This window comes from Crenobacter caeni (genome assembly GCF_010435965.1).
Taxonomy (GTDB): Bacteria; Pseudomonadota; Gammaproteobacteria; order Burkholderiales; family Chromobacteriaceae; genus Craterilacuibacter; species Craterilacuibacter caeni.
Genome location: NZ_JAAGAA010000010.1, coordinates 170,617 through 187,605 on the forward strand (window position 1 = coordinate 170,617; position 16,989 = coordinate 187,605).

At 68.0% G+C, this 16,989-nt stretch carries 14 protein-coding genes and 1 rRNA gene; 8 read left to right on the plus strand and 7 right to left on the minus strand.

The features are described 5' to 3' along the window. The first annotated feature begins 14 nt into the window (after positions 1 to 14). The 3 genes from GZH52_RS12215 (at position 15) to GZH52_RS12225 (ending at position 2,272) form a co-directional block, all read left to right on the plus strand. Positions 15 to 296, plus strand: coding sequence for an NUDIX domain-containing protein (locus GZH52_RS12215; RefSeq protein ID WP_349290657.1), 282 nt, complete (start codon positions 15 to 17; stop codon positions 294 to 296). Between the two features lie 87 nt (positions 297 to 383). Further along, entirely contained in the window at positions 384 to 1,151 is a 768-nt protein-coding gene (locus GZH52_RS12220) for a hypothetical protein (RefSeq protein WP_163316734.1), read from the plus strand. Positions 1,152 to 1,240: 89 nt separating this feature from the next. Continuing rightward, entirely contained in the window at positions 1,241 to 2,272 is a 1,032-nt protein-coding gene (locus GZH52_RS12225) for a DUF1214 domain-containing protein (protein WP_163316735.1), read from the plus strand. A gap of 58 nt (positions 2,273 to 2,330) precedes the next feature. On the opposite strand, the gene GZH52_RS12230 is transcribed toward GZH52_RS12225, so the two are convergent. The 5 genes from GZH52_RS12230 to GZH52_RS12250 all read right to left on the minus strand — a co-directional run bounded on the left by GZH52_RS12230 (position 2,331) and on the right by GZH52_RS12250 (position 9,667). Next, positions 2,331 to 3,737, minus strand: a complete 1,407-nt coding sequence (locus GZH52_RS12230) for a YlbE family protein (protein ID WP_163316736.1) — start codon at positions 3,735 to 3,737, stop codon at positions 2,331 to 2,333. A 51-nt stretch (positions 3,738 to 3,788) separates the two neighbouring features. Next, entirely contained in the window at positions 3,789 to 5,333 is a 1,545-nt protein-coding gene (gene fdrA / locus GZH52_RS12235; RefSeq protein ID WP_163316737.1) for an acyl-CoA synthetase FdrA, read from the minus strand. 62 nt (positions 5,334 to 5,395) lie between these two features. Then, positions 5,396 to 6,955, minus strand: a complete 1,560-nt coding sequence (locus GZH52_RS12240; protein WP_163316738.1) for a xanthine permease — start codon at positions 6,953 to 6,955, stop codon at positions 5,396 to 5,398. A gap of 81 nt (positions 6,956 to 7,036) precedes the next feature. Next, a complete protein-coding gene (locus GZH52_RS12245) occupies positions 7,037 to 8,605 on the minus strand; it encodes a regulator (RefSeq protein WP_163316739.1) in 1,569 nt (522 codons plus the stop codon). Between the two features lie 144 nt (positions 8,606 to 8,749). Then, positions 8,750 to 9,667: a LysR substrate-binding domain-containing protein gene (locus GZH52_RS12250; RefSeq protein ID WP_163316740.1), complete on the minus strand. Its 918-nt coding sequence runs from the start codon at positions 9,665 to 9,667 to the stop codon at positions 8,750 to 8,752. A gap of 231 nt (positions 9,668 to 9,898) precedes the next feature. On the opposite strand from GZH52_RS12250, the gene GZH52_RS12255 reads away from it, so the two are divergent. Genes GZH52_RS12255 through GZH52_RS12265 form a run of 3 tightly spaced genes read left to right on the plus strand, consistent with a single transcriptional unit; the run spans position 9,899 to position 12,222 of the window. After that, complete coding sequence (locus GZH52_RS12255) at positions 9,899 to 10,570, plus strand: cysteine hydrolase family protein (protein ID WP_163316741.1); 672 nt, start codon at positions 9,899 to 9,901, stop codon at positions 10,568 to 10,570. Beyond that, on the plus strand, positions 10,536 to 11,417 hold the full coding sequence (locus tag GZH52_RS12260) for an oxamate carbamoyltransferase subunit AllH family protein (RefSeq protein WP_163316742.1): 882 nt from the start codon (positions 10,536 to 10,538) through the stop codon (positions 11,415 to 11,417). The genes GZH52_RS12255 and GZH52_RS12260 overlap by 35 nt, the downstream gene beginning before the upstream one ends. Positions 11,418 to 11,460: 43 nt before the next feature. Further along, positions 11,461 to 12,222 (plus strand): TatD family hydrolase, encoded by a 762-nt coding sequence (locus tag GZH52_RS12265; protein ID WP_239058112.1) that lies wholly within the window; start codon positions 11,461 to 11,463, stop codon positions 12,220 to 12,222. Positions 12,223 to 12,303: 81 nt separating this feature from the next. On the opposite strand, the gene GZH52_RS12270 is transcribed toward GZH52_RS12265, so the two are convergent. Beyond that, on the minus strand, positions 12,304 to 13,791 hold the full coding sequence (locus tag GZH52_RS12270) for a TolC family outer membrane protein (RefSeq protein ID WP_203525738.1): 1,488 nt from the start codon (positions 13,789 to 13,791) through the stop codon (positions 12,304 to 12,306). A 136-nt stretch (positions 13,792 to 13,927) separates the two neighbouring features. Here GZH52_RS12270 and GZH52_RS12275 point away from each other — a divergent pair, with 136 nt between their 5' ends. After that, entirely contained in the window at positions 13,928 to 14,581 is a 654-nt protein-coding gene (locus tag GZH52_RS12275; RefSeq protein WP_163316744.1) for a transglutaminase-like cysteine peptidase, read from the plus strand. Next, positions 14,578 to 16,554 (plus strand): bifunctional diguanylate cyclase/phosphodiesterase, encoded by a 1,977-nt coding sequence (locus tag GZH52_RS12280; protein WP_163316745.1) that lies wholly within the window; start codon positions 14,578 to 14,580, stop codon positions 16,552 to 16,554. The genes GZH52_RS12275 and GZH52_RS12280 overlap by 4 nt, the downstream gene beginning before the upstream one ends. A 331-nt stretch (positions 16,555 to 16,885) precedes the next feature. Here the strand turns inward: GZH52_RS12280 and rrf are convergent. After that, a 5S ribosomal RNA gene (rrf, locus tag GZH52_RS12285) occupies positions 16,886 to 16,989 on the minus strand; the annotation flags it as partial.

The window sequence follows — 16,989 nt, forward strand, 5'->3', positions numbered from 1 at the left end:
CGCACGGCGACAAGATAGCGCCAGGTGAGACGCCGGCCTCCGCGCTAGCGCGCGAACTCGTGGAAGAACTCGGCATCCGGCTGGAAACGGACTCGATCCGCTACCTCTATACGGTGGTGGGACCGGCCTACAGCCAGCCGGGCGAGGTCGAGCCGGTCTGCTTCGCCGGCAGTTGGGCGGGCGAACCGCAAGCCTGCGCCGAGATCAGCGCAATCGCCTGGCTAACCCTTGGCGAGGCGGAAAAATTCGCACCTGCAGTGCAGCAGTTGTGTACTGAGCATCTGCATCACGGTTGAGCACACAGGCACCAGCTTGAAAGCCCGCGACCCGTCGTCGATATTGATGATGTATTTATCATTAAAGCGACACCGGAGCGTATGCACATGAGCGTCTTCCACCACGTAGTCCGTTCCGCCCTGCTGCTGTCCACGTTGCTGCCGACCGCCGCGCAGGCCGAAACGCCATGGGAATTCAGGATCACCCCCTACGCCTGGTTCGCCGGAATCAAGGGCGACGTGTCGACCCTCCCGGGCGCGCCGCGGGTGCCGATAGAGGTATCGCCCAGCGATGCGCTCAGTGCCACCGACGCGGCGTTCATGGGCTTGTTCGAGGCGCGCCGCGGCCCGCACGGCGGCTTTCTCGACTACCTGTACGTCAATGTGAGCGCGGACAAGACCGTGCTCGGCCCTCCGGTCAGCCTGGGACTGGACGCAAGCTCGAAGAGCTGGCTCACCTCGGCCGGTTACAGCTACCGTTTTTACGATACGGGGCAGGCCTACGCGGAGGTTCTGGCCGGCATCCGCCACTGGAAGGTCGACACCACGCTCGACTTCGACGGCGGACGCGGCGTGCTGGCCGGCCGCAATATCCATCACCGGGAATCCTGGCTCGACCCCCTGCTCGGCGTACGGGGGACGACGCAGCTTGGTGCGTCCAGTTTCTTCGTGTCGGGCATGCTGGCGGCTGGCGGCTGGCTCGGCGGCGGGTCGGACCACTTCTACGATACCTCCGCGCTGCTGGGCTACCAGTGGAGCAAGCAGTTCTCGACCGCGCTGGGCTACCGCCTGTTCGATGTGAAGTATGAAGAGGACGGCTTTTACTACGACGTCCGCCAACAAGGTTGGCTGCTGGGCGCCGCCTTCTCCTTCTGACGGACGCCGCCACCGTGGCCTGTCAGGTGGGTGGGTGGCTGCCTGCACACACGCCACTGCCCACTTTTTAACGAAGCCGGAGCGCCACCATGCCCCGACTCCTGCCTTCCCGGCACCTGCTTGCCGCCTTGCTGGCCTGCGGCTTCGCCCCCTCTGCACACCTGCAGGCCGCAACGCCACCCGTCAAGGTCAATATCGACAACTACGCGCAGGCAGAAACGGCCTACCAGTTCGAGCGGGTGCAGCAAATGGCCGGTGGCGTCAACCGCTGGCAGCACAACCGAACGCCCACACCGATCGACAAGCAGAACGTCATCCGCATGAACCGCGACACGCTGTACAGCTTCGCGATCGTCGACATCAGCCAGAGCGCGACGCTGACCCTGCCCGAAGCCGGCCAGCGTTACCGGTCGGTGATGGTGATCAACGAAGACCACTATATCAACCGGATCTATCACAAGGCCGGCAGCTACCGGCTGACACCCGCCGAATTCGGCTCGCCTTACGTGCTGGTGGCCGTACGCACCCTCGTCAACCCGAACGACGCGGCCGACGTGCAGGCGGCCAATGCGCTGCAGAACCAGTTGAAGATTACGGCGGCGTCCGCCCGCCCGTTTCCGGTACCAAATTACGACAAGACCAGCTACGAGGCGACCTACCAGCCGCTGCTCAAGCTGAGCGAAGGGCTGCCGGACGCCAAGCGGACCTTCGGCAAGAAAAGCGAGGTGAGCGAAACCCGTCACCTGATAGGCACCGCGTTCGGCTGGGGCGGGCTGCCGACCTACGAGGCGTTCTATATCAACCGCGGCGAAAACAAGAAGGCCGGCAACTACCGGCTGACCGTGCGCGACGTGCCGGTCGACGCCTTCTGGTCGATCAGCATCTACAACAAGGACGGCTACTTCGAGAAGAACCCCTTCGATTCGTACAGTCTCAACAGCCTGACCGCCAAGCCCAACCCGGACGGCTCGGTCACCCTGAATTTCGGCACCGATCCGGCCGGCAAGGACAACTTCCTGTACGTGATGGACGGCTGGAACTACACCGTGCGCCTGTACCGGCCGCGTGAGGCCGTCCAGTCGGGCAAGTGGACCTTCCCCGAACCGCAGCCGGCGCCCTGAGCACCGGCCGGTCCCAGGCAAGCGGCAGGCAGCACCCGCCGCTTGCCAAGGCTCAAGCTCAGTCGGCCAGCGTCTGCGCCAGCGCGCGCAGCGCCTGATGGAAGCACTCGGCCGGCGCGTGGGTGATGCCGGCGCCGACCTGGCCGACCCCCGCCTCCTTGTGCGCGATGCCGGTGTTGATCACCGGCATGATGCCGGTGTCGACCACCTTGCGCGCGTCGATGCCGGCCGCGCTGCTGGCGAAGTCGAGCGAAGGCAGCGTGAACGCCGGGTTCTGCCCCAGCGTGATCTCGCGCATCGCCAGCGAGTGCGCCAGCGCGTCGCTGGCCGAGCCGCCGACAAAGCGCACGATGGCCGGGCTTGCCGCCATCGCGAAGCCGCCGACGCCGGCGGTCTCGGTAATCACGCTGTCGCCCAGGTCCGGCGCGGCGTCGTCCGGGCCGAAGCCGGAGAAGAACAGGCCGTGCACCACCGGCGCCGGCGCGGTGAACCAGGTGTCGCCGGTGCCGGAGAGGCGGATGCCGAAACGCACGCCGTTGCGGCCCATGCCGGTGACCATGCTGGAGCCGGGCACGCCCTCGGCGGCCAGCAGCATCGCCTTGCACGCGGCCATCGACAGGTTGAGGAAGAAGTGGTCGTTGGCGGAGACGAACTCGATCGCGCGCGCCTTGAGTCCGGCGTCGATATCGAGGCGCAGGATGGCCGGCACCAGTTTCTTCAGCAGCAGGCCGGTGGCGGCGGCGTTGCGGTTGTGCACCTCGTCGCCCATATGCAGCGCCTGCGCCATCAGGGGTTTCAGCTCGACCCCGCCCAGCGCCTCGATCGCGCCGGCGAGCACCGGCGCCAGCTCGTCGCGCATCCATGCGAGGCGCTCCAGCACGTCGTCCGAGTACGCGCCAAAGCGCAACACCTTGCCCAGACCCTCGTTCATATTGGAGAAGGTCAGGTGGCCGTGCTCGCTGTCGCGCACCACGAATACCGGCATCGACGGGCTGATGATGCCGCCCATCGGGCCGACCGCGTGGTGGTGCTGGCATGGTTCGAAGGCGACCTGACCGCTGGCGGCGAGCGCGCGCGCGGCTTGCGGGCTATCCGCCCAGCCTTCGAACAGGATGGCGCCGATAATCGCGCCCTGCACCGGCCCGCACATCTCGTCCCACGCGATCGGCGGGCCCGAGTGCAGGATCATCTGCGCGCCCATGCCGGGCACCACCTCTTTCGCGCGGCCCATGCCGACCCACACCGGCTGGCTGGCTAAGTACGCCGCGTACGCCTGCCGGTTGGCCGCCTCGACGCGCGGGTCCTTGAACAGACGCGCGAGCGCGAGGCCGGTGTCGCGGTCGCCGGCGGCCGGCGGCTGCCATTCAGGGTGGATCACGGCGGCACCCTGCGTGCGCGCGGCGTCGGCGAACGAGGAAAGGCCCAGGTTGACGATGGCGAGTTGCTCGCCGAAAAGCTTGCTCATAAAAAATCCTTCACGGGGCGCCGCTGTGCGCGGGCACGGCGGCGCTGTCTTTTACAGGTCGGCGACGATGGCGCGGGCGAGCGCGACCGCTTCGGCGTTGCTCGCGGTGAGCATCACGCCCAGTTCGGCGAAGCCCTCGCACTGGCGCGCGTAACCCTGCGGGTCGGCGTCGGTGCCGCACACGGTGGCGACCAGATGCAGCGCCCGGCCCGCCTCGCGCGCCATCGCGCGCACCTCGAGCAGGGTGTCGCGCATCGCCGCGAGCGGGTCTTCGTGCGCACCGTAGCCCAGCACGATGTCGAACAGGATCACCGCGACCGAGGGGTCGGCCGCCGCAGCGACAAAGCGCTCGTTGCGCAGCCGGTGGTCGATCATCGGGTGCGGCCGGCCGCGGGTGAATTCGTCGTCGCCCAGGTCGATCAGGCAATGGCCGCCCACCTGCCACACGTCGTCCGGCGCCGGCACCGCCTTGGTCGGCGTGTTCGAGCGCAGGCCGGGCAGCGCGCCGCCCAGCATCAGCGTCGCCTCGTAGCAGAAGGTGCCACCCGAATACAGGCCGCGCAGCGTACGTTGCTCCGGCGCGAGCAAGCCGCGCGCGCCGCGTGCGGTCTCGGCGTCGAACACCGGCGCGCAATCCGTCACTGCTGCGCCGCGCGCCATCGCCACCGCCATCTGCGCGGCGGACTGCAGCGTCGACGCGTAATGAAGATGCGGGTGCTGCGGCAGGCGCGCCGGGTCGGCGCCGAGGAAGTTGACGACCACCGGCTTGCCGGTGGCGATCGCCGCGTCGAGCACCTTGCGGGCGACGGCCTCGGCCGGTGGTTTGGACACCAGCACGATCACCTCTGTGGCGTCGTCCTCGCCCAGCGCGCGGATGCCGGCCAGCATCGACAGCCCGCCGATCGCCTCGGCCAGGTCGTGCCCGCCGGTGCCGATGGCCTGGCTGACGCCCTCGCCCAGCCGGTCGACGAGCACGGTCACCTGCTGCAGGCCGGTACCCGAAGCGCCGACGCAGCCGATGCGCCCGGGGCGGCATACGTTGGCGAAGGCCAGCGGCACGCCGTGGATGATGGCGGTGCCGCAGTCCGGCCCCATCACGATGCGGCCAAGTTCGGTCGCCAGTTCCTTCAGGCGGCGCTCGTCCTCGCCCGACACGTTGTCGGAAAACAGCATCACGTTGAGGCCGGCGCGCAGCGCCTTCTCGGCCTCGGCGCTCGCGTACTGGCCGGGCACCGAGATCAGCGCGAGGTTGCTGTCCGGTTGCCGCTCGAGCGCCATGGTCAGCGAGTTGGCCGGCAGCCGCTGCGGGCCGCCATCGCCGTCACCGCCCTTGGCTTCCAGCGCCTGGCGTGCGGCGTCCAGCGCCCCGGCAAACGCCGCCTCGTCGCCTTCCAGTGCGATCAACAGGTCGTTGGGCGCGGCCTCGGGCGCGTCATTGATCAGGCCGGCGCGCTCGAGCAGGGCGAGGTTGGCCGGCGTCGCCATCACGGCGGACGCCTGGCGAATGCCCTCGAGCTTGGCGAGGGCGGCGGAGAGCTGCATCAGCGCGACCGAATCGCGGTACTGGTTGCGCAGGATGGCAAGATGCAAGGACATGGGGAGCTCCTTGGCTGCCCCACGCGGGGCAGCCTGAATACGTATAAGCGGGAGGGGGCGGATCAGGGCGCGTCGTCGGACGGGCTGGGCTGGCTACCCTGCGTAAAGTGGAACAGCAGGCAGCCGGCGCCGATCGCGAGGTAACCGATGGCAGGGCCGGTGGCCATGCCGATGCCGAAGCCGGTGGCGTGGATCACGCCGAAGAAGGACATCGCGGCGGCGATGAAGCCGAAGATCGCGGCGTGCAGGTAGTTGCGGTCGATCACGCGGGCGACGATGGCGGCGAGCATCATCGCGACCAGGATCGCGCTGGCACCGAGCACGGCCATGCCGTCGTAGAACACGCCACTGGCGGCCAGCTTGTCGGCACCCAGTTGCGCGACCGAAGTCCCGGCGGCGTTCAGCGTGTTGTCGATGGTGACCTTCACCCAGTCGGCCAGCCACGGGATCAGCGCGATGGCGACGGCCGGTGCGTGCGCCTTCGGCGTCTCGCGGAAGGCCTGCGACAGGATCAGCATCGCGATGTACATCAGGATCGGCAGGATGGCGACGATAGGGATGATGTTGAGCAGGATGTTGATCATGCCGAAGGTACACAGCAGCAGCATCGCCACGCCGGTCGCCCACGAGTAACCGATGCGGCCACCAGCCTGCTTCCAGCCCGGGTGGCCGATATACACCAGCGTCGGCACCACCGAGCCGAACAGCGCGCCCACCAGCGTGCCGCCGGCAGCGCCCAGGCAGATCGAGCGGGCGCTGTACTTGTCGCCGGCCACTTCCGCGCTCTCGACGTTCATCAGCGTTTCCATGAACAGGTAGACCGCCAGCGGGATCGCGGACACCACGTAGGGGCCGACGTTGGCAAAGCCCAGCATCAGCACGTCTAGGTGCATCAGCGGCATGTTGAAGCCGACGGTTTCGGTGGCGGCGATCAGCGGTTCGACCTTCATGTAGCCGGTGACCCAGCCCAGGATGGTGCCGATGAAGATCGCCAGCAGGCCGGCCGGCAGCTTGAACGGCATCTTGATGTTGGCGAGCCAGCCGAACAGCAGGATGCCGAAGCAGATCAGGCCGAGCCAGGCGGCGTCGTACACGCGGAACGACGGGGTCAGCGCGATGTAGGACACGGCCATGCCCGCCAGCGTGCCCAGCATCGCGGCGCGCGGGGTCACCCGGCGCAGCCAGTCACCGACGAAGGCGCCGATGGCGACCACGATGCCGTGCACGAAGGTCCACGCCATGGCGATGCCCCACGCCAGCTTGGCGTCGCCGGTCTTGGCGATGATGGGCATCATGATCGCGAAGGTCACGATGAAGTAGTGCGGCACCGACAGGCCGTAGGGCAGCGCGGTGACGCTGTCGCGGCCTTCCTTCTTGCCCAGCCGCCACGCCTGCCAGGCGAGGAAGATGTTGCCGAAGGCCAGCGTGACGCCGAAGCCCGGCACGATGCCCTGCCAGACGATGTCGCCCGGCAGCGCCAGCACCACCGACAGCAGGAATACTGCGGTCAGCGTGTTGGCCAGCGAGTTGCTGAACAGGCCGAAAAAGCCGTCCAGGTCGCCGCGGCTCCACAGCCGCGGCCCGTTGCCGGCGTGGCCGGCGCTTGGGGTTGTTGCACTCATGTTCGGATTCCTGGTGTGTATTGGGTAAAAGCTTTGCCTGTCCTTCACCGGCGCACCCGGGCATCCGTGGGGTTTATCAAATCAGTGCGCGGCCTCCTCGCACAGTTCGTTCTGCGGGCAGTAGCGGAACAGCCAGCACATCAGCGCGACCAGCCCGTAGGCGCCGGCCAGTTGCGGGCTGACCGCCCAGCCGATGGCCGGACCGTGGATGAAGCCGAAGAAACTCAGTACGCCGCCGGCCAGCGCGTAGCCAGCTGCATGGGAGAAGCGGCGGTCGATCAGGAACACGGTGATCGCACCGAACAACAGGCCGCTGATGATCGCGCCCTGCCCCAGCCTGAACATGCCCTCGTACAGGATGCCGCGCTGGGCCAGCTCGCTACCCAGCGTGACCGCGCTCGCGCCCACCGCGTCCAGGCTGCCGTCGACTAGGGTCAGCCCCCAGGCAGCGAAGTGCGGCACCATCGCGAACACGATGGCCGGCGCGTAGCGGCTGGCGTTGGTCTGGAACGCCTGCGCAGCGACCAGCAGGCTCACGTAGAGCAGGATGGGCAGCACCGCCGGCAGAGGAATCAGCGACAGCAGCACCGGCACCACGCCGAGCAGGCAGACCGCGAGGATCAGCACGCCGGTGGCCAGCGAGTAGCCGATGCGCCCGCCGGCCTGCTTCCAGCCGGGGTGGCCGATATACACGGCGTTGGCGAACGGGCTGCCCAGCAGGGTGCCAACCAGGCTGGTGCAGCCCAGCGCGACCAGCACCTTGCGCAGCGGGTAGCTGTCGCCGCCCTGCTCGGCGCTCTCGACGTTGTTCATCGCCTCGATGAAGTCGTAGACGCCGAACGGGATCGCGGTCACCAGCAGCGGCCACACGTTTTCCAGCCCGGACAGGATGGCCAGGGGTTGCAGCAGCGGCAGGTGGAAGCCGACATGCTCGAAGGCCTCACCGATACCGGAGAGCTGCAACTGGCCGTCGACGAGCGCGATGGCCACGCCGACCACCACCGCGACCAGCGCCGCGGGCAGGCCGAGCGGGAAGCGCACGCCGGCAAACCAGCCGCCGAGGATGATCACCAGCGCGGGCAGGCCGATCCACGGGTTCATGAAGATTTCCATCATCGGCTTGAGCGAGATGAAGGCGATCGATACCCCCGCCAGCGTGCCGAGCAAGGCGGCGCTCGGGGTGAGCCGGCGGATAGCCGGCGCGACGAAGGAGCCGGCGAGGATGACCAGCCCTTCGAGGAAGACCCAGGCCACGCCGGCGTGCCAGGCGAGGATGGGGTCGCCGGTCGAAATCTTGACCGGCAGCATCACCACCATCACCACGATGAACATGTGCGGCACGCTGGCGCCGGACGGCAAGGCGGTGACGTCGCTGCGGCCGGTGCTGCGCGCGAGTTCACGCGCGAGGTAGGCGTAGTACGCGTTGGTCAGGCACAGCATCACGCCGACGGCGGGCAGGATGCGGCCGAACACCAGCTCGGCCGGCACCTCGACCACGCCGAGCAGCAGGCCGGTGAGCACCAGGAGATTGAGCAGGTTGTTGGTGCCGAGGCCAAACAGCGCGTTCAGGTCGCCGGCCACCCACCAGCGCGGGGCAAAGGCGGCACCGCCCGGCGTCGGGCATGGGCTTGGCTGGGTCTGCTGTGTCATGGTCAAACGGCCTTGCTCGGATGCGAAGGCCGCCAGTCTAGCGGCCGGGGACGGCGGCAAAACTTGACGCTGGTCAAAGCGCGGCGGCCGCTGCAAAAACTTGCAACGGCCGCCGCCTTTCGATCAAAAATTTTGCACGCAATGTCAGAGCGCCTCGCTGCCGGCCAGCCAGCGCGCTGCAAACGCGGGGTCGGACAGCCGCTCGACCAGCGCCGCCAGCACCTTACCCCGATGGCGGCGGTGCCAGGCCGCCATGATCGGCGTCGGCGGCTTGGGCGACGAGACATTGCGGCGCACCAGCTGGCCGCGGCGCAAGGCGCCGGCGCACAGGTGGCGCGGCATGAAGCTGATGCCGACGCCAGCGACCAGCAGCTTCAGCTTGCTCGCCGAGTCGGGCACGTAGATCACCTTCTGCCCCTTGATCAGCCAGGTCTCCTTCTTGGACAGGCTCATCGCGGTGTCCATCACCGAGATCGCCGGGTAGGCGGCCAGCTCGCGGCTGCCGAGCACGCCGTCACACGCGGCCAGCGGGTGGCGCGGGCTCAGCACGAAGTCCCAGTGCACCTCGCCCATCGGCAGGCAGCGCAGATCCGCCCCTTGCGGCAAGGCGTTGGGCGCGCCCAGCGCCAGGTCGACGCGCCGGTCGAGCAGCGCGTCCCACACGCCGTTGTATACCTCAGTCCGGTACGACTGCTGGCAAGCAGGAAAGCGCTGCTGCAAGTCGGCCGCGAGTTCGGCCAGCGGCTCGTCGTTCAACAGGTTGTTCAGACCGACGCGCAATTGCTGCTCGACGCCGCCGTGCAGCTGCGAGATGTCGGACTGCAGGGTCTCCAGGTCGCGCAGGATCTCGCGCGCGCGCTCGAGAAAGTAGTGCCCCTCGACGGTCAGCTCGACCTGCTTGCCCTCACGGGTGAACAGCTGGGTGCCGATGTTCTCCTCGAGCTTGCGCACGGTGTAGCTGATCGCCGACGGCACCTTGTGCAGCCGCTCGGCGGCGGCGGTAAAGCTGCGGTAGCGGGCGACGGTCTCCACCACCCGCAACGCTTCGGTCTGGATGATCATCCTCGCCCCTCTCGGTTCCGGTAAGCGCGCAATCATAAGCGATCGCTCGCACTGTGCCGAGCGATCAAAAATTTTGCTGCGTATGGAAGCCGCGCTGCAATTTCCTTCGCCCGGGCCCGCCGCCGGCAAGGCTAAACTTTCGCCATTGCCTGTCCTGCACCGGAGCGCCCGGCTGCCCGTCCAGAATTGCCCGCCTGATGGCGGCGCCCGATTACAGAAATGGAGATGAGCATGACCCTGAAGACGATCAAGGCCGAACCGTACGAACTGGAATTCGACCCCAGCCGCACCGCGCTGGTGATGATCGACATGCAGCGCGACTTCGTCGAACCGGGCGGCTTCGGCGAGATGCTGGGCAACGACGTGTCGCTGCTGCGCTCGACCATCGAGCCGTGCCAGCGCCTGCTCGCCGCCGCGCGCGAGGCCGGCCTCTTCGTGGTACACACCCGCGAAGGCCACCGCCCCGACCTGAGCGACTGCCCGCCGGCCAAGCGCCTGCGCGGCGGCCTCGAATGCGGCATCGGCGACAAGGGCCCGATGGGACGCATCCTGGTGCGCGGCGAATACGGCCACGACATCATCCCCGAGCTCTACCCGGTCGACGGCGAGCCGGTCATCGACAAGCCGGGCAAGGGCGCTTTCTTCGCGACCGACCTCGACCTGTTGCTGCGCAACCGCGAGATCCGCACCCTGATCGTGTGCGGCGTGACCGCCGAAGTATGCGTGCACACCACCGTGCGCGAGGCGAACGACCGCGGCTATGAGTGCGTGGTCCCGTCCGACTGCGTCGCCAGCTATTTCCCCGAGTTCTACCGGGTCGCGCTGGAGATGATCAAGGCGCAGGGCGGCATCTTCGGCTGGGTCAGCGATGCAGACCGCGTCATCGAAGCGCTCGCCGACTGATCGCCCACAGGGCGAGGCCGCCGGCCCGTGTGCACCGGCCGGCCGCCTCGCGGGCCGCGTCCACAGCGTGTTCGCCCGCTGCTGCAATATCGAGCTCTCCGGGCACACGCTGCTGCTACCGCTGCTCGACGCAGGGCTGGCTGCGCAGCCGCACGCGTGGACGCTGCACCTGCCCGAGGGCAGCGATTGCCGCGACTGGTTCAGCCCCGGCACCCCTGTCCTGCTGAATGAACGCGGCCTCACCGTGGGTACGCTGTACCTGCCCCGGCCCGATACCCGCCTGCCGGAACATGCTTTCCGGGTCCCCGCCCACCGCTGCGCAATAGGACGGATTGCCGCCCACCTGCCTGCGCTATCCCTCGCCATCGAACGCGCGGCCGCTGTGCGCCCCGCAACAGAATGGCACGCCGCCCACCCGTTGCTGCGAGGTCCGCGCGACGCCTACCGAACCGCGCTGGCCAGGCCGGATAGCTTGCCGGAAGCGACCGCCGCGTTGGTTGGTCTGGGCTGCGGGTTGACGCCGGCCGGCGACGACCTGCTGTGCGGCAGCCTCGCCGTGCTCGCCTGGCGTGCGCCCGCGCTGTTTGCCCGGGCCGCCTCGGCCATCCGGCCACAACTAGCCACTACCTCGCGGGTCAGCGGCGACTACCTGCTGCTGGCCTGCCAGGCGATGTTCAGCCCGCTGCTGGCCGCTTTGCTACAGGCACTCGCCGACGGCGACGGGCCACAAGCGCGGCACGCCCTAACCGCGCTGCTAGCGCACGGCTCAAGCTCGGGGCTGGATACGGCGATCGGCGTCGTCGACACCCTGCACGCGCTCGGTGTGCCCGCATGGCTCGCGGCCTGACCCGGCCGACCACGGACCGCCCGCTTGCGCTATGCTTTGCGGCATGCCCGAGCTGATCGACACCCACTGCCACCTGGACGCCACCGAGTTTGACGGCACGCGAGACGCCATCGTCGAACGCGCGCGAAGCGCCGGCGTCGGCCGCATCGTAGTACCGGCGGTCAGCGCCGACAACTTCGACGCGGTGCTGGCGCTGCGCAACCGCTACGGCTGCCAGGTCGCGCTCGGCCTGCACCCGATCTACCTCGAACAACACAGCGACGCGCACCTTACACGGCTCGACAGCCTGCTCGCCGCAGAGCGCCCCACCGCCGTCGGCGAGATCGGCCTAGACTTCTGGCAGCCGGGCCTGGACCCAGTGCGACAGGAGGCGCTGTTCGTCGCCCAACTCAAGCTCGCCCGCCGCCACGACCTGCCGGTGCTGCTGCACGTGCGACGCGCGCAGGACCGCGTGCTCAAGTACCTGCGCCAGTACCCGGTGCCGGGCGGCATCGCCCACGCGTTCAACGGCAGCGTGCAGCAGGCCGAGGCGTTTATCGCGCTGGGTTTCTGCCTGGGCTTCGGCGGCGCGATGAGTTTCAGCGGCTCGACGCGCATCCGCCAGCTCGCCGCGACGCTGCCGCTCACCGCGCTGGTGCTGGAAACCGACGCGCCGGACATGCGCCCCGAGTGGGCGCTGGGCGTGCCCAACGAGCCGGCCAACGTCGCGCGCTACGCCGCGCTGCTCGCCGGCCTGCGCGGCGTCCCGCCGGAGGCCATCGCCGAAGCGACCTCGCACAACGCAAAACGGGTGCTGCGGCTGTAAACCGCAGCACCCGTTGATCCAGGAAAATCTGGCTTAGCCGGCCTTGGCCGGTTTGGCCGGTGTCGCCTTGGCCGGTGCCGCCTACTTGGCGGGCTTCGCCGGCTTGGCGGGCGTGACCACTGCCGGTGCGGCCACCGGCAAGGATTCGGCGCTGACCGCGCGGTAGGGTTTGACCTCGATCGCCGAGAAGTCGTAACCCGGCGCCGCCGCGTACTGCGTCGCGCACGCGCCCGCCTCGCCGTCGCGCTCAGGGTCGGCAAAGTCGTAGCGTTCGATCGGCTTGAGTTTCAAGGCCTCGAGCAGTTGGCCGGACGACGCGAGCACCCGCGCCTGTGCGAGCAGGATGTCCTGCTCGGCGTTCAGCTGCGCGCGCTTGGCGTCGTAGAGTTCGTTCTCGCTGTCGAGCAGGTCGAGCAGGGTACGCTGGCCGATATCGAACTGCGCGCGGTAGGCATCGCGGGCCTTTTCGGTCGACAGGCGGTGCTGGCGCAGGTAGGCCATCTGCTCTTCGAGCTTGCGGGTGTCGTTGTGCGCGATGCGCAGCGTCTGGCGCAGGTCCACACAGGCCTTGTCGCGCAGGTCCAGCGCGGCGTTCAGGCGCTCGGCGGCCACGCCCAGCCGCGCACGGTCGGCGCCGCCACGCAGCAAATTCATATTGAACAGCAACTCGACCTGGTTGCGCTTGCTGCGGCCGTCGGACGCGTCGAGGTTGTCGCCGTGCGCGGTGCTCGCGCGCAGATCCAGCGTCGGCGAGAAGGCGCCCTTGCGTACCGCGACGTCGGCGCGCGACGCGCGCACTTCTTCCAGCGCGGCAAGGTAGCCCGGACTGGTCTTCAGCGCGGCGGAAATCAGCTCGCCATCCTTGGGCAGTTGCGCCTTCAGCGAGGCCGGCTCGCTCATCTGCAGGGGCGGCTCCTCGCCGGTCAGCCGCGCGTAGCGTGCCGAGACGTCGCCGAGGTTGGCAAGCTCGGTTACCAGGTTGGACTTGGCGAGCGCCAGGCGGCCGGCGGCCTGCTCGAGGTCGACCCGGCGGCCGACGCCGGCCTGCACCTTGTCCTGCAGCTGGTTGTAGATCGCCTGGTGCGTCGCGTAGTTCTCCTGCGCGTAGGCGACCAGCTGCCGGTAGCGCTGCACGTCGACATACGCGCGCGCGGCTTCCAGCGCCTGCCCCTCGCTGGCGGCGAGGAAGCGGAAGTATTTGGCGCGCTGCGCGTAGTCGAGCTGGCGCACCAGATTCTGCGTCTGCAGGCCCTGGAACAGGTTCTGCGTCAGGTTCAGGCTCCAGCCCTTGCTGGTCAGGTCGATGGTTGTTTCCGGGCCACCGGACTGCGTCGCATCCTCGGTGGTCTTGCTCTTGCCCCAGTTGTAACCGAGGTCCAGCGTCGGCAGGTAGCCGGCGCGGCCGATGCCCTGCTCCTCGCTCGCGGCTTTGAATTCATGCCAGCTAAAGCGAACTTCGGGGTTCTTCAGCACGGTCTTCTCGACCGCCTCGCCGAGCGTCACCGCACCCGCGAAATGAGCTAGGCCAACCCCCAGCGCCCCCAGAACAGCCAGCGTCAACTTCTTCATGATTATCTCCGCGCAGCAATACCGCTTGAACCAGACATTTGAAAGAAAATGCAACGTCACTTAATGACGAAATTGTACACATAAGCGTTGTTGATTTGTATAGCATAGTAAGAATTGTTTTTTAACAACGCCTGCCATGGCTTTTTCCCGACACGCAGCCAGACTGTCCGCCCTGCTCGCCGCCTGCGTGCTGGCGGCGCTGGTCGTCGCCGTCGAGGTGCCGGGCGCAGGCGCGGTACAACGTTATGGCCCGCAAGCCGTCACGCTGTACCGGGAGTGGCGCTCGCTGCTGGGCTCGCTGCCCGGACAGGACGAGCGCTCGCAACTGCAGGCCGTCAACCAGTTCTTCAACCGCAAGATCCGCTTTGCCGACGACCGGGACGTGTGGGGAGAAAGCGACTACTGGACGACGCCGTTCGAGCTGTTTGGCAAGGGTGCAGGCGACTGCGAGGACTTCACGATCGGCAAGTACGTGACGCTGCGATTGGCCGGCGTCGCGCCGGACAAGCTGCGGCTGACCTATGTACGCGCGCGCATCGGCGACGCCAGCAGCCGGGTCAGCCAAGCGCACATGGTGCTGGCGTACTACCCACAGCCAAACGCAGAACCGCTGATTCTCGACAACCTGGTCGGCTCCCTGCTTCCCGCCTCGCAACGGGATGACCTGACCCCAGTCTTCAGCTTTAACGCCGGCGCGCTATGGGTCGGCAACCAGAGCAGCAATGTCGACCGCCTCACCCGCTGGCGGCAGTTGCTCGACCGCATGAAAAAGGATGGATTGAACCCATGATCGATTCCGCGACCGCCGGGTCCGGCACCCCTCTGCCGAAAGCCGCAGCCCGTCCTGCCCACCGCACCCTGTCGCTGGTCCAGCGGCTTTGGCTCTTGCTGGTGATGATCGTGGTACTGGCCACCGGCGCCGCGCTGGCGACCAACCTGCTCGGTGCCCGCGCCTACCTCGAACAGCAACTGAGCGCGCAGGGCACGGAAACCGCGAACGCACTCGCGCTGATGATCAACCAGGCGCAGGCCGACCAGGCCGCAGCCGAAACACTGATCAACGCGAGCTTCGACCTCGGCCATTTCAGCCGCATCGTCTGGCACGACAACCAGGGGCGGGTGCTGGTGCAGCGGGAAAACCGGGACATCGCCCAGAGCGTGCCGGCCTGGTTCCGCCAGTTGCTGCCGATCACCCCGCGTAGCGGCGAGGCCAGCCTGACCCGCGGCTGGCAGCAGGCGGGCGTGCTGCAGGTCACCTCGGACACCGGCTACGCCTACCTGTCCTTATGGCAGAGCGCCTGGCAGACGCTGTTCGCACTGTTCGGCGTGGTCGCCGTAGCCGGCCTGCTGGGTTCGCTCGACATCCGCCGCATCCGCCGTCAGCTCGATAGCGTGGTCGGCCAGGCGCGCGCGCTGGGCGAACGCCGCTTTGTCCGCCTGCCCATCCCCGCCATCCCGGAACTGGCCCGCGTCACCGCCAGCATGAACCAGATGGTCGAGCGGCTGCAGGCCTTCCTCGCGCAACAAGCGGAGGAACTGTCCGCCCTCAAGCGCGACCAGGACCGAGACCCGGCCACCGGTCTCGTCAACCGCACCCTGCTCGAGCGCGCCCACCGCGCCCAAGCGCAGGCGGATGCGCAGGGCAGCGCCGGCCAGTTGCTGCTGGTGCGCGTGGCCGACCTCTCCGCGCTGAACAGTCGCCTGGGCGCGCCGGCGGTCGACCGCCTGCTCGGACGGCTGGCAGACGATCTCGCCGCGCTCGCCCGCCCGCTGAAGGGCGCGCTGGCCGTCCGCCTGCGCGGCGCCGACTTCGCGCTGTACGGACCGGCGCTCGACGTCTCCGCTGCAGACGCCCTGGCCGGGCAGTTGCTGGAGCAGTTGTCCGCCTATCCGCAAATGGGGCTGACCGACCAGGCCGATGTCGCCCATATCGGCGCCACTTCGTTCTCTCCGCAAGACAGGCTGGCCGACATGCTCGCCCGCGCCGACCTCGCGCTGGCCGAGGCTGCAGCCGGCCATCGCCAGCAGGCCCGCCACGAGCAGCACGCGATCGCCGCCAGCCATCAGGACTGGCGAACGCTGATCGACGCCGCTTGCGCTGGGGACAGGCTCGCGCTGCTGTACTACCCGGTGTGCCAGTCCGACGGGCAAACGCTGTGGCAAGAGGGCATGCTGTATTTGCCGGCCGACAGGGAGACGCGCCGAGTCAACGCGCTGCAACTGGTGTCGCAGGCGCTGCAGTTGCGCATCACCGACCGGCTCGACCTCGCGGCCGTCCGCCTCGCCACTGTCAAGGCACGCCAGACGCGCACTGCGGTCAACCTGTCCGCCGCCTCGCTGGCGGCACCGGGCTTTGCCGAAGCACTCGAGCAGGCGATCAGCGACGTCCCGGCCGGCCAACTGAACCTGGAAGTCAACGAACTGATGCTGGGTGAACACTGGGAAGCCTTCTGCACGCTCTGTCGCCGCATGAAGCAACTGCAGCACAGCGTCGCGGTCGAGATCAGCGGCAACGACCTGGGGCTGGTCGCACGGCTGGGCGAAGTCGGCCTCGACTATCTGGTGCTCGAGCACCTGCTCACCCGGGACATCCACCGCGATGGCGGTCGCCAGGCCGTCGTGCGCGGCCTGTTGCAGATGGCGAACCTGCTCGGCGTACGGCTGATCGCCAAGGGCATCAGCGATGCCGACGACGCGAAGATGCTCGCTGAGCTGGGCGTATGGGGAATGACCGGTTCGGCCATCGGCTCGAAGGAAGCCTAAGCAGCGGCCGCACAGGGGCATGCAGCCCCTGCCTTGCCTGACTTCAGCGATCTGGCACGCGAGGGCGCGGCAAACACGCAACCACGGCTGGAGCCCGTTGCGCGGCGACGTCGCAAGGCGATAGCACCCGGGCTGGGCTTGGCAAAATCAATGAAGAGGCGTGTCCTGACGGACACGCCCATTTTCTTTGTCTGGATGGGCGCATAGCGCCGGGATGATCTGCCCCAGGCATGCCGGGAATACGGCGGGTAGCGTACGCTGGATGGGCTTTGTGCGCGCACAAAGCAAAACCCCCGACTGATTGATTCAGTCGGGGGTCTGCGGATGGGGCGTCTGGCGGTGTCCTACTTTCACATGGCGAATGCCACACTATCATCGGCGCTAAGGTGTTTCACGGTCCTGTTCGGGATGGGAAGGCGTGGGACCACCTCGCTA

What these genes read in the sequence shown, in the direction of transcription:
- GZH52_RS12245 (WP_163316739.1), bottom strand. Translation starts at nt 8,605, where the DNA reads ATGACACAGCAGACCCAGCCAAGCCCATGCCCGACGCCGGGCGGTGCC.
- GZH52_RS12220 (WP_163316734.1), top strand. Translation starts at nt 384, where the DNA reads ATGAGCGTCTTCCACCACGTAGTCCGTTCCGCCCTGCTGCTGTCCACG.
- fdrA (WP_163316737.1), bottom strand. Translation starts at nt 5,333, where the DNA reads ATGTCCTTGCATCTTGCCATCCTGCGCAACCAGTACCGCGATTCGGTC.
- GZH52_RS12255 (WP_163316741.1), top strand. Translation starts at nt 9,899, where the DNA reads ATGACCCTGAAGACGATCAAGGCCGAACCGTACGAACTGGAATTCGAC.
- GZH52_RS12240 (WP_163316738.1), bottom strand. Translation starts at nt 6,955, where the DNA reads ATGAGTGCAACAACCCCAAGCGCCGGCCACGCCGGCAACGGGCCGCGG.
- GZH52_RS12265 (WP_239058112.1), top strand. Translation starts at nt 11,461, where the DNA reads ATGCCCGAGCTGATCGACACCCACTGCCACCTGGACGCCACCGAGTTT.
- GZH52_RS12225 (WP_163316735.1), top strand. Translation starts at nt 1,241, where the DNA reads ATGCCCCGACTCCTGCCTTCCCGGCACCTGCTTGCCGCCTTGCTGGCC.
- GZH52_RS12250 (WP_163316740.1), bottom strand. Translation starts at nt 9,667, where the DNA reads ATGATCATCCAGACCGAAGCGTTGCGGGTGGTGGAGACCGTCGCCCGC.
- GZH52_RS12230 (WP_163316736.1), bottom strand. Translation starts at nt 3,737, where the DNA reads ATGAGCAAGCTTTTCGGCGAGCAACTCGCCATCGTCAACCTGGGCCTT.
- GZH52_RS12270 (WP_203525738.1), bottom strand. Translation starts at nt 13,791, where the DNA reads ATGAAGAAGTTGACGCTGGCTGTTCTGGGGGCGCTGGGGGTTGGCCTA.
- GZH52_RS12260 (WP_163316742.1), top strand. Translation starts at nt 10,536, where the DNA reads ATGCAGACCGCGTCATCGAAGCGCTCGCCGACTGATCGCCCACAGGGC.
- GZH52_RS12275 (WP_163316744.1), top strand. Translation starts at nt 13,928, where the DNA reads ATGGCTTTTTCCCGACACGCAGCCAGACTGTCCGCCCTGCTCGCCGCC.
- GZH52_RS12280 (WP_163316745.1), top strand. Translation starts at nt 14,578, where the DNA reads ATGATCGATTCCGCGACCGCCGGGTCCGGCACCCCTCTGCCGAAAGCC.